Annotated in this window: 11 protein-coding genes; 8 read left to right on the top strand and 3 right to left on the bottom strand. The window is 66.6% G+C overall.

All coding sequences use genetic code 11. The annotated features are described in order from the left end of the window. Positions 1–104: 104 nt before the first annotated feature. From A7Q26_RS23655 to A7Q26_RS23625, 7 genes are all read left to right on the top strand, one after another. Complete coding sequence (locus A7Q26_RS23655) at positions 105–1,439, top strand: alginate export family protein (RefSeq protein WP_232313909.1); 1,335 nt, start codon at positions 105–107, stop codon at positions 1,437–1,439. Between the two features lie 58 nt (positions 1,440–1,497). Continuing rightward, positions 1,498–2,820, top strand: coding sequence for a histidine--tRNA ligase (hisS, locus tag A7Q26_RS23650; protein ID WP_066865577.1), 1,323 nt, complete (start codon positions 1,498–1,500; stop codon positions 2,818–2,820). Further along, positions 2,820–3,905 carry a peptide chain release factor 1 gene (prfA, locus tag A7Q26_RS23645; protein ID WP_066865574.1) on the top strand — a complete coding sequence of 362 codons (1,086 nt, stop codon included), beginning with the start codon at positions 2,820–2,822 and terminating at the stop codon, positions 3,903–3,905. Before hisS ends, prfA begins: the two co-directional genes overlap by 1 nt. A 43-nt stretch (positions 3,906–3,948) precedes the next feature. Then, positions 3,949–4,779 (top strand): peptide chain release factor N(5)-glutamine methyltransferase, encoded by an 831-nt coding sequence (gene prmC, locus A7Q26_RS23640; RefSeq protein ID WP_066865571.1) that lies wholly within the window; start codon positions 3,949–3,951, stop codon positions 4,777–4,779. A 311-nt stretch (positions 4,780–5,090) separates the two neighbouring features. Next, entirely contained in the window at positions 5,091–5,933 is an 843-nt protein-coding gene (locus tag A7Q26_RS23635) for a DUF4167 domain-containing protein (RefSeq protein WP_066865568.1), read from the top strand. 119 nt (positions 5,934–6,052) lie between these two features. Then, positions 6,053–7,480, top strand: a complete 1,428-nt coding sequence (locus A7Q26_RS23630) for a DUF4139 domain-containing protein (protein ID WP_066865564.1) — start codon at positions 6,053–6,055, stop codon at positions 7,478–7,480. Between the two features lie 14 nt (positions 7,481–7,494). Continuing rightward, positions 7,495–9,048, top strand: a complete 1,554-nt coding sequence (locus A7Q26_RS23625; protein WP_066865561.1) for a DUF4139 domain-containing protein — start codon at positions 7,495–7,497, stop codon at positions 9,046–9,048. Between the two features lie 10 nt (positions 9,049–9,058). On the opposite strand, the gene A7Q26_RS23620 is transcribed toward A7Q26_RS23625, so the two are convergent. Beyond that, a complete protein-coding gene (locus A7Q26_RS23620; RefSeq protein ID WP_232313911.1) occupies positions 9,059–9,421 on the bottom strand; it encodes an acyl-CoA thioesterase in 363 nt (120 codons plus the stop codon). A gap of 1 nt (position 9,422) precedes the next feature. Further along, positions 9,423–9,722 carry a hypothetical protein gene (locus A7Q26_RS23615; RefSeq protein ID WP_066865554.1) on the bottom strand — a complete coding sequence of 100 codons (300 nt, stop codon included), beginning with the start codon at positions 9,720–9,722 and terminating at the stop codon, positions 9,423–9,425. A gap of 76 nt (positions 9,723–9,798) precedes the next feature. Between A7Q26_RS23615 and A7Q26_RS23610 the strand changes: the two genes are divergently transcribed. Then, positions 9,799–10,227, top strand: a complete 429-nt coding sequence (locus A7Q26_RS23610) for a CBS domain-containing protein (protein ID WP_066865551.1) — start codon at positions 9,799–9,801, stop codon at positions 10,225–10,227. A gap of 13 nt (positions 10,228–10,240) precedes the next feature. Here the strand turns inward: A7Q26_RS23610 and A7Q26_RS23605 are convergent, their stop codons facing one another. Then, entirely contained in the window at positions 10,241–11,728 is a 1,488-nt protein-coding gene (locus A7Q26_RS23605; protein WP_066865549.1) for a lipopolysaccharide biosynthesis protein, read from the bottom strand. Positions 11,729–11,959 lie beyond the last annotated feature (231 nt).

Here is an 11,959-nt window from a genome sequence, read left to right as displayed (position 1 = left end):
TTTGGCCATGCCCGCGCCATCGGGATCAGCGCCTTCCCGGTCAGCGCTCGCGCGCCAAAGGCTGCCTCATCACCCCCGCAACTGCGGGAAGAAGGAGCCTGGTCGTGACGCCATTACGCCTGTTTTTTGCCGCTTCCGCCCTTGCCATAGCCTCACCCGTGTCCGCGCAGGCAGATGGGTTCGCGCTCTCCGGCAATGTCCGGCTGCGTTATGAGGCGCTCGACGGGCAGGCGCGCGCTGGCCTCGACGACCGGATCGATCTCGTCAGCCTGCGGAGCGTGCTGGCTGCCGACTATCGGTCCGGCCCGCTCCATGTCGGCCTGGAATTGTGGGACAGCCGCGTCTGGGATGGTCATCCGGGCGAAGGAATCGGTACGGGCGAAGTCAATACGCTGGAGCCGGTGCAGGCTTATGTCGCTGCGGATCTCGGCCCGCTGCTTGGGCCGGGCAGCAAGAGTTCGGTCCAGCTCGGCCGTTTCATGCTGAACCTGGGCGCGCGGCGGCTGGTCGCGGCGGACGATTATCGCAACACCACCAACGGCTATACCGGGGCGCGGATCGACCTGGCGAGCGGGACGGGCGGATCGGCGACGCTGATCTACGTCCTGCCGCAGATGCGGCGGCCCGACGACGAGGCGTCCGTGCTGGACAATGATGCGGCAATCGACCGGGAAAGTGCGGACCTTCGGCTGTGGGGCGGCTATGCGGCGCAGACATTGTCGCGCCGGTCGATGATCGAACTGGGCTATATCGGCCTTGCCGAGCGCGATGCGCCGGGGCGGCCGACCCGCAATCGCCATTTGCACAGCATGAGCCTGCGGCTGATGCGCGATCCCGCCCCGGCGTCCCTCGATTTTGAAGTGGAAGGCATCTGGCAGATGGGGCGCGTGCGGGCGGGAACCGCGCCGGGCGCCGCGCCGCTCGACGTCGCCGCCTGGTTCGTCCATGCCGACGCCGGCTACAGTTTCGCGGGACCGCTCAGGGCGCGCCTCTCCGCCGAGTTCGATTATGCCAGCGGCGACCGGAGCGGCGGCGATTATGGCCGGTTCGACACGTTGTTCGGAATGCGCCGGGGCGATTTCGTGCCGGCGGGCATCTTTGCCCAGACCCACAGGGCCAATATTCTGACCCCTGGCCTGCGGCTGGAGATGGCGCCGGGCAAGCGGATCGACCTGTTCGCCAACTGGCATCCGATGTGGCTGGCGTCGCGAACCGACGCCTTTTCGACCACCGGCGTGCGGGACGCGACCGGCCGTTCGGGCCGCTTCGCCGGTCATATGATCGACGGGCGGCTGCGCTGGTGGACGGTGCCCAGGCTGCTGCGCACCGAAATCAATGCCAGCTGGCTGGGCAAGGGGCGTTTCCTGCGCGGCGCGCCCAATGCGCCGGGCGGCGGCGACGTGCGCTATGTGTCGCTCGCGCTGACCGCCACCTTCTAGCGGACTGCTCGAAAAAGCGCGTTTCCTTGGGCAACAATTACCGTTAAAGGCGCGCGCCATGGCGAAACAAGAAACGCCGCGCCCGGTGCGCGGCACGCAGGACATGTTGGGCGGCACGGCGGAGGCGTTCCAGGAGCGGTTCGCGCATGTGGTTGCGACGTTCGACCGGGTGCGCAAACTCTACGGCTTTCAGCGCGTGGAAGTGCCGGTGTTCGAATCCACGGCTGTATTCGCCCGTTCGCTCGGCGAATCGACCGACGTCGTCTCCAAGGAGATGTACACGTTCACGGATCGGGGCGGCGACAGCATCACGCTGCGCCCCGAATTCACCGCCGGCATCAGCCGCGCCTATATCACCGAGGGCTGGCAGCAATATGCGCCGCTGAAGGTCGCGACCCACGGTCCGCTGTTCCGCTACGAGCGCCCGCAAAAAGGCCGCTTCCGCCAGTTCCACCAGCTCGACGCGGAGATCATCGGCGCGGGCGAGCCGGGCGCGGACGTGGAACTGCTGGTCTTCGCCGACCAGTTGCTCCGGGAATTGGGCGTCTCCGACGGCGTGACGCTGAACCTCAACACGCTGGGCGACGCGGAAAGCCGCGAGGCATGGCGCGCGGCGCTGGTCGCGCATTTCGAGGCCCATCGTGACCAGCTGTCGGAAGAGAGCCTGGACCGATTGCAGCGCAATCCGCTGCGCATCCTCGACAGCAAGGATCCGCGCGATCGCCCGGTGGCCGACAGCGCGCCCGACATCGACGCCTATCTGACCGATGAGGCGCGCAGCTTCTTCGAGAAGGTGACGAGCGGCCTCGACGCGGCGGGCGTGGCGTGGGAGCGCAATGCCCGGCTGGTCCGCGGCCTCGATTATTATCGCCACACCGCGTTCGAGTTCATCACCGACCGGCTCGGCGCGCAGGGCACGGTGCTGGGCGGCGGCCGCTATGACGGGCTGATCGAGAATCTGGGTGGTCCCTCCACCCCGGCGGTCGGCTGGGCGGCGGGGATCGAGCGGCTGGCGATGCTGGTGGACATGCCGGAGGCAGCACGCATCGACGTTGCCGTGATTCCGATGGGCGAAGCGGCCGAAGCAGTTGCGATCGGTATCGTCGCCAATCTGCGCCGCGCCGGCGTCGTCACTGATATGGGTTTCCGCGGTAATATGAAAAAGCGGATGCAGCGCGCCAACGCGGCCGGTGCGCAAACGGCCATCATCATTGGCGACGATGAACTGGCCCAAGGTGAGGTAACGGTTCGCAATCTGGTCGATGGATCGCAGGAGCGTTGCAAGATCGAGGCGCTGGGCGACTATCCCTTGGCGAGTAAAACCAGCTTTGTGGAAGGTTTGTTGCGCGGATTTGATCCAACCAAGGTCATCGCCAACTAATGCACATTTCCGCCGAACGCATCGCGCAGATCGAGGCGCGCCGGGACGAGGTGCAGGCGTCGATGACGCGCGCCGATCTGGCCGCCGACGCGTTCGTGAAACTGTCCAAGGAATATGCTGAGATCGAGCCGGTCGCCAACGCCGCGCGCGAACTGCGCCGGTTGCGGCAGGAACTGGCCGCGCTGGAGGCGATGACCGGCGGCGAGGAAGCCGATCCGCTGATGCGCGAGATGGCGCAGGAGGAGATGCAGCTGCTCAAGAGCCAGCTGCCCGCGGCCGAGCGTGCGCTGGCGCTGCAATTGCTGCCCCGCGACGCCGCCGACGCCCGGCCCGCCATGCTGGAAATCCGCGCCGGCACCGGCGGGGATGAAGCCGCGCTCTTCGCCGGCGACCTGTTCCGCATGTATCAGCGCTACGCCGATACGCAGGGGTGGAAGATGGAGATGATCTCCGCCAACGCCTCGGAACAGGGCGGCTTCAAGGAAGTTGTCGCCAGCATCAACGGCGCCGGCGTGTTCGCCAAGCTGAAGTTCGAAAGCGGCGTCCACCGGGTCCAGCGCGTGCCCGTCACCGAAAGCGGCGGGCGCATCCACACCAGCGCGGCCACCGTCGCCGTCCTTCCCGAACCGGAGGAAGTCGATGTCCAGATCGCTGACAGTGACCTCAAGATCGACATCTATCGCGCGTCGGGCGCGGGCGGCCAGCATGTCAACACCACCGATTCCGCCGTTCGCATCACCCATTTGCCGAGCGGCATCGTTGTCACCCAGCAGGATGAACGCTCCCAGCACAAGAACAAGGCGAAGGCGATGCAGGTGCTGCGCGCGCGCCTCTATGAAGCCGAGCGCGAGCGCACCCAGAGCGAACAGGCCGGCGCGCGCAAGGCGATGGTGGGGTCGGGCGACCGCTCCGAACGCATCCGCACCTATAATTTTCCGCAGGGGCGCGTCACCGACCATCGCATCAACCTGACCCTGCATCGCCTGCCCGAAATTCTCGAAGGCCCGGGCCTGGCCGAAGTCATCGACGCGCTGATCGCCGAGGACGAGGCGGCGCGGCTGGCGCAGCTGGACGGGGTTGCTTGAGGCCCGTCCAAGTCCTTTCCCCCGCATCCCCGCAGGGGCGGGAATGACGATCGGGGGCGTCGCGGACGCCCTGCGTGCGGCAACTGTCCAGATCGCTGTCGTGAGCGACACGGCGCGGCTCGACGCCGAACTGCTGATGGCCCATGCGCTGGGCCTGTCGCGCTCCGACATGTTGCTGCGCCAGCGCGATCTTGATGCGCCCGCCAACTTCGCCGCCTTGCTCGACCGCCGCCTGTCGGGTGAGCCGATCGCGCATATTCTGGGCACGCGCGACTTCTGGACGATCAGCCTGCGCGTCACGCCCGATGTGCTGATCCCGCGCCCGGACAGCGAAACGCTGATAGAGGCGGCGGTCGATCATTTCCGCGACCGTGCGCCGGACACACTGCTCGACCTGGGCACCGGCTCTGGCGCGCTGCTGCTGGCGGCGCTGGCGGAGTGGCCGCAGGCGCGGGGGCTGGGCATCGACGCCTCGCCCGCCGCGCTCGCCGTCGCGCAGGATAATGGGGCGCGGCTCGGCCTGGCCGACCGCGCGACCTTTCGTCTGGGCGACTGGGGCGACGGGGTCGATGGTCCGTTCGACCTGCTGCTGATCAACCCGCCCTATATCGGCGTCGATGAGCCGCTGTCGGGCGACGTGCTGCGCGATCCGCCCTCGGCGCTGTTCGCGGGCACCGACGGTCTTGCCGACTATCGTCGCATCGCGCCCGACCTGCCGCGCCTGATCGCGCCGGGCGGCATGGCCGCGATCGAGATCGGCCATGCGCAGGGGGACGGTGTCTCCGCCTTGCTGCGCGAACAGGGGCTGGCCGTTGCCGTCCGGCGCGATCTTGCGGGGCACGACCGCTGTCTCATCGCGACACATTCGGCTTGAACAAGTCTCCATTTACCATGGGACAAGCGAAAATTGCTTGGTTTATGGTGGGAAAGACACTACATCAGGGTCAGAAGCAGCCCATCTTGCCCCTGTTCGCTCAGGGGATTGACGGAAAAGGCTGTTTTTTACGCTCCTTAAAGTCACGACGGCGCTCGCTGCGCAAGCGCCGCTGGCAGCTGGGGTAATGGTCCGGCCAAGGACCATGCCTGGCGGAGCCGTATCCGGCCTGAAGGACAGGCCGTGCTTGGGGATGGCGACTGAACAGTGTTTTCAGTGAGTTTTGGCATAGCGAACGCAAGGATCATGTCTTGATCAACAACCGGCAGGCCGGCCGCCGCAATCGCGGCCGGAACAATAATGGTCGTCCCAACGGCAATAATCGGGGCGGCGGCGATAATGGCAACCGCATCGACAACCGCGCCCGTGGCAATGCGGCCCAGCTTCTTGAGAAATACAAGAACATGGCTCGCGATGCCCAGATGGCGGGCGACCGGGTGAACGCCGAATATTATCTCCAGTTCGCCGATCATTATTTCCGCGTGCTGGCCGATAATCGCGCCCGGCAGGAGGAGCAGCAGCAGCGCTTCCGTCCCCGCGAGGAAAATTATGACGAGGATGGCGAGGATTTCGACGGCGCCTATGACGGCGGCGATGATTTCCGTAGCGAACCGCAGCCTTCCTACGACCGCGCCCCGCGCGACCAGGATCGCCGTCACGATCGCGCCGAGGAATCGCGTGACAATCGCGACAGCCGGGAAGGGCGCGACAACCGGGAAGGCCGTGACGGCCGCAACAATCGTCGCGACCGCAACCGCCGCGATCGCTTCGCTGGCGATGAAAATGCCCCGGTGAAGCAGGATATGGGCCTTGAGGGCCCGGTCGCCAGCCCTGCGGCCGAGCCCGCGCCGCAGCCGGTGGGGGATGCCGCGCCTGTGCCAGCAGCCGAGGCCGAAGCGCCCCGTCCTCCGCGTCGCGGCCGCCCGCGCAAGGTCGCCGCACCGGCCGATGCCGGCGAAGCCTTCGACGCGGCGGTGTTGCCGCCGTCGATCGCGCGCGCCGACAATGATGCCGAGCCGGCTGCCGAAGCGGAAGCGCCCAAGAAGCGCACCCGTCGCCCCCGCGCGGCCGCCACGACCGAAGCGGCCGAATAAGCGGTTCGACTTTTCGAGATCAAAGGGACGATGCCCGGCGCATCGTCCCTTTTTTCATGCCTGCTTTCCAAGCATCGGGTGATCCGGCACAAGGCGCTGACCTTGCTGGAGAGATGCCGATGAAAGCCGCGCGCCTGCTGCCCCTGCTGCTGACCGCTTTTCCCTTTTCGGCGCAGGCGCAGGCGACGGCCGACCCCACCGGCGCGACCGCGCAGGGCGATGTCGCGGTCACCATCTACAACCATGGCCAGTCGCTGGTGCAGGATGACCGGCAGCTGACGGTCAATCCGGGCCGCAACCGAATCGAATTTCCCGACGTGTCGGCGCGCATCCGGCCCGAAACGGTCAACCTCTCCGGACCCGGCCTGTCCATCGTCGAGCAGAATTTCGACTATGACCTGCTGTCCCCGGACAAGCTGATGGACAAGGCGGTGGGGCAGGAGGTGACTTTGCTCCGCACCAATCCCGCCACCGGCGCGGAGACGCGCGAACGGGCGAGGATATTGGCGGCCAATGGCGGGATCGTCCTCCAGATCGGCGCGCGAATCGAAGTGTTGCGTGATGACGGCCTGCCGGTGCGTGTCATTTTCGATCGGGTGCCGCCCAATCTGCGCGCGCGGCCGACTCTTTCCGTCACGGTCGAAGCGGAAAGGGGCGGCACGGTGCCGGCGCGGCTCTCCTATCTGACGCCGAATCTGGGCTGGACGGCGGACTATGTCGCCCTGTTCGACGCGGCGAAGGGGGCGATGGACATGCAGGGCTGGGTCACGCTCACCAACAATAGCGGGACCAGCTTCACCAACGCCAGGACGATTCTCGTCGCGGGCAATCCCGCCAATGGCGGCGGTCGGACCAACTGGTGGCAATCGTCGGGTGGCGCGTCGAGCGGCGCGATCGACCAGGCCGGCACCGAAAGCGGCCCGCGAGAGCGCCTCGGCGACTATTATCTCTATCCGCTCGGCTCCCGCACGACGATCGCCAACGCCCAGCAGAAGCAGGTCAGCTTTCTCGACGTGAAGGGCGCGCCCGCGCGGGCGACCTATGAATATGTCAATGGGTGGCTCGGCAGCGCGACGGAACCGATGAGCGCGTCGAGCGTGCTCAAATTCTCGACCTCGAAACAGGGCGGCCTGGGCGACCAGCTCCCCGCCGGGATCATCCGCGTCTATATGCGCGACGCGCGCGGCGACCCCCAGTTCATCGGCGAGAATAATATCGACCATACGCCAATGGGCTCGTCCATGGCGCTGCGCACCGGCGACGCCTTCGACGTCAAGGTCCGCCCGACCGTCGAGCAGCGCAGTCGGAAAGGTGGGGCCCGCTGGGAAACGAAGATGCGCTACACGCTGACCAACGCCCGCCCCGAAGCGGTGACGGTCGATCTGGCGCAGCAGGGACTGTGGGGCGACACCCGCGTCACCGCGCAAATGCTGGGTGGCCAGGTGGTGGAGGGCAGGCGGGTGTCGGCCGACCGGATGGAATGGAGCGTGCCGGTGCCGGCCAATGCATCGGTCGACCTCAGCATCACCTTCGATTCGCGTTACTGAGTGGACGGCCGCCAGTGCCGCGCCTTCTCGCCCTGCTGCTTCTGTTTGGCGCCGGCCTCGCCCCGGCCCAAGCCGGCACCGTCGTGTCCGGCGCGGCCGATTCGGTCTCCGTCACCGTCTATCGCCAGCCCGGTCGCGCCAAGGGGGCAATCGATCGCAACTGGCCAGGCGGCTATGCGCTCATCACCGAAAGCCGCACCATCGACCTGCCTCCGGGCGAATCGGTCGTCCGGTTCGAGGGCGTCGCCGAAGGGCTGATGCCGGAAACGGCCGTGCTGTCGGGTATGCCGCGTGGCGTGAAGGAAAAGAACCGGGACGCCCGCCTCCTCTCGCCCGCCGGACTGGTCGATGCCTATCTGAAACGCAGCGTCACGCTCCGCCGCACCAACCGCAAGACGGGGAAGGTGACGGAACAGGACGCGATCATCAGCGCCGGCCCTGCTGGCGGCGTGATCCTCCAGACCGCGCAGGGCCACGAGGCGCTGGGGTGCAGTGGCCTGCCCGAACGGATGCTCTATCCGCAGGCGCCGCCGGACCTGTCCCCGCGCCCGACCCTGTCGGTGATCGCGACCAGCGACCGCGCCACCCGCGCGACCGTGCAGCTCACCTATCTTGCCGAGGGATTCGACTGGGCTGCCAACTATGTCGCAGACATGCGGTCTGATAGTCGGACGCTCGACCTGATGGCCTGGTTGACCGTCGCCAACGGCGGCGCCACCGGCTTTCCCGATGCGCGCCTTGCGGTCATTGCGGGCCAGCCCGACAAACGGGCCCGCCGGGCGCAGCCGCGGCCCACCGCTGGTCCCCTGCGCCTGACCTGCTGGCCGATGGACGTCACCAGTACCCATCCGCGCTGGGCGCTCGCCCCGCTGGAGATGCCGCCGCCCGTCATGGAGATGACAGGTGCGGAGGATATCGTCGTGTCCGCGCAGCGCCGCACCCACCGAGCCATGGTCATGCCAGTGGCGGCGCCTGCGCCTCCGCCCCCTCCTCCACCGCCGCCGGAGGATGTCGGCGACCTCAAACTCTATCGCGTGCCCGTGAGGGTCGACGTGTCCGCCAATGGCCAGAAGCAGGTCGCGCTGCTGCGCCAGGCGGGCGTCAAGGTGGAGCGCCTCTACGCCGCCACCGTTCATACGGCGATCGAGGAGGCGCAGCCAATGACGCTGCGCCTGCGCGTGCAGAACCGCCAAGCGGATGGCCTCGGCATCGCCTTGCCATCGGGCCGGGTCGCGCTGTTCGAGGAAGTGGGCGGGATTCGCCTGCTCGTGGGCGAAGCCGATATCGGCGACAAGGCGGAGGGCGAGCGGGTCGATTATGACCTGACACAAAGCGCGGACGCGCGCATCGTCGCCCGCATCGTCTCCGAATCGCGCAAGACGCGCCGTTGGCGGATCGGGCTCAGCAACGCCCGGCCTTTCGCCGTGACAGCCGAAATCACGATCGCGCACGACATCCATCCCCGGCCGATGAACATGGAGCGGCGCGGCGACAGCTGGATCTGGCGCGCGCTCATACCGGCCAATGACACCGTCGAGCTTGGCTATGCGGAGCGGCTGGCGCGCTGAGGCGCGTGGCTCAGGGTAGCGGCCGTGGCCGGTGATTCGCGTCGAGCGCGACGAACGTATAGACGCCGCTGGTGAGTTCGACCTCTTGCTGGCCGATGCCGCGCGTTGCGACCACGTCGACCCGGATCGCGACGGACGTGCGGCCGCGTCGCTCTTCCCGCGCATAGACCGATACGATGTCGCCCAGCAGGATCGGTGTGATGAACTTCATGCTCTCGATCGCCACCGTCGCGACCGCGCCCTGCGCGATTCGCGATGCGACGATGCCACCGGCAATGTCCATCTGGCTCAGCACCCAGCCACCGAAGATATGGCCGTTGCTGTTGATGTCGGCCAATCGCGGGACCACCCGCAACACCACTTCACCCCGCATGTCAGTCGTCAATGGGAACCTCATCCTTCAACCGGTCCATCACCTGTTCGTCATGGCCTGTGCCATGGGACAGGAAGGCGAGCGCCATCAGGCCCGTCCCCAGCATGAAGGTCAACCAGACCCCCAATATGGTCGCGATCGCCATGTGCATTGGCAGTGCGCCCGTCCACCAGTAGAGGCACAGCAGTGCTGCCACAACGCACAGCGCGCCGGCCAGCGCCATCCACGCCATGATGCGGCGGAATCGGCGCCAGGCGGTGGCTGCGATCTCGGGATCGTCGAGCGCTTCCTTGCGTGTCATCCCTTTTCAATGGGCCGCAAAAGTGGGATCATCAAGCCGCCGAATATAATGAATTCAGGCGAAAAGGAGAGCAGCCATGACCATCGCGGCGATTTTGCAGGGGAAGGGACGCGACGTCATTCAAGTGAAACCGACCGACAGCGTGTTGTCGGCGGTGCAATTGCTGGCGGACAAGCGCATCGGCTGCGTGCCGGTGGTCGAGAATGGTGATGTGCTCGGCATATTTTCCGAACGTGACCTGCTCTATCGCGTCGCCAGCGATGGCGCGGCGGCGCTCGATCATACGGTGGGCGAAGTCATGACCGCGCCCGCCATCACCATCGATGACCAGACGCCGGTGCTGCACGGCCTGTCGCTGATGACCAAGCGGCGCGTGCGTCATCTGCCGGTCGTCATCGACGGAAAGCTGGTGGGGCTGATCTCGATCGGCGATCTGGTGAAGTTCCGCATCGACACCATCGAATCGGAAGCGGCGTCACTGCGCGACTATATTCAGACCGCCTGATCGCCAGGCCGGCTCAGGCAGGCGCCTGGGCCGGCGGCTTGCGCCGGATCAGCAACCCGACCAGTTCCATCAGCGTCCCGCGCGCGCACAGCATCAGCGCGCCGAGGAAGGCGAGACCGCCCACCGGCACGAGTAGGCCCAGGCGCATCGGCGCGGGGAGAGGCGGCAACACTGCGTCGACCGCCATCACCACCCCGGCCATCAGCACCGAACAGCCAAGGCCGGGCGCGGCCGCGCGAATCAGGTCCACGAATCGCAGCCCCATCGGCCCGCCGGCAAGACGGGCTGTAATTGCGGTCAGGATCGGGAAGGCGATCAACCAGGCCCAGGCCAGGCCGATCGCGCCGAACCGGATACCGATCAGGAAGGCGGCGGGCATCAGAACTGCGCCTGCCGCCGCGACTCGCGCCGTTGTCCCGGGGCGGCCCAGCGCGTTGCTCACCGGCGCAAACATCACCTGTACGGTCATGAACGGCATGGCGAGCGCGAGAATCGCGACGAAAGGCGCCATTTCCAGCCATTTCCGGCCGAACAGCGTCTCCACCAGCGGTTCCGCCGTCACCGCCATGCCCAGGTAGATGGGACAGGTCAGCAGCAGCAGCAGCCGAACAGCCTTGCAAAAGGACCAGGCGACCCGGCTGAGATCCTTCTGCATCCGCGCATAAGCGGGGAAGGCGACGTCATTGAGCGGCGGCACGAATTTGCTGACGAAGATCTGGGTCAGGAACAGCGCCTCGGCATAGAGGCCCAGCGCATGGGGTTCCAGCACGCGCCCGCCGATGAAGATGTCGGCCTGGCTCTGGATGATCCAGAAGAGCTGTCCGCCCAGCAGCGATGCGCCATAGGCCACCATCGCGCCGGTGCCGCGGAAATCGAAGCTCGGGATCGGCCTGAACCCGGTCGCCAGCACATAGCCCGCCGCCTTCACCCAGAAACCGGCGATCGGCGCGAATACCAGCGTCCAGACGCCCCAGCCCGACAGCGCGCCAACCAGCGCCACGCCCGCCGAGGCCGCCGCCGCGATCAGGTTGACCAGGGCAGGGCGACGAAAATCCAGCGCCCGCCCCATGATCGCTTCGGGAATCGAGATGAAGGGAGTGGACAGATAGAGCAGCGCCTGCACCCGCAGCAGGTCGGCGATCATCGGCTGGTCATAATAATCGGCCGCCAGGGGGGCGATGGCGAGTTGGCACAGGGCCAGCCCGCCGTTCAGCAGCAGCATGATGCCGAAGGCCTGGCGCAGCCGGTGCGTCTCGAGCGTGTCGGACTGGACCAGCGCGCTCACCAGCCCATAGCCGTTGAGGAAGGTCGCGAAGTTCAGGATCACCTGGGTCATGGCGAACAGGCCGTAGTCGGCCGGATCGAGCAGGCGGATCACCGCCAGCGTCACGACCCAGCTCATCATCTGCGACAAGATCTGGCTGCCCGATCGCCAGAAGATCGCACTCCTTATGCGCGCGCCGAAACCCGCATCATTCGCGTCGGCATCCTGCAAGCCCATTATACCCGTCGTCCCCGTGATCCTGATCGCGTCGAACCCCTGTAGCGGGAACCTCCCAAAAATTTCTGAAATAAAATTGCAAAAAGGGTTTGACGGTTCGGGAGGACGCGCCTAGAGGGCTGTTCACCGGACGGGGCGCTGCCAGCAGGAAGCGCTCGGAACGGTCACCGACATAGACGGACAGCAGTCCTCCGAAACGCAAGGATCGGGGTGATGGTTTGTCCGCCTCTT

Source organism: Sphingobium sp. TCM1 (assembly GCF_001650725.1).
GTDB lineage: Bacteria > Pseudomonadota > Alphaproteobacteria > Sphingomonadales > Sphingomonadaceae > Sphingobium.
Note: the sequence above shows the minus strand (reverse complement) of the source record. Positions and strands in the feature narration are given on the sequence as shown.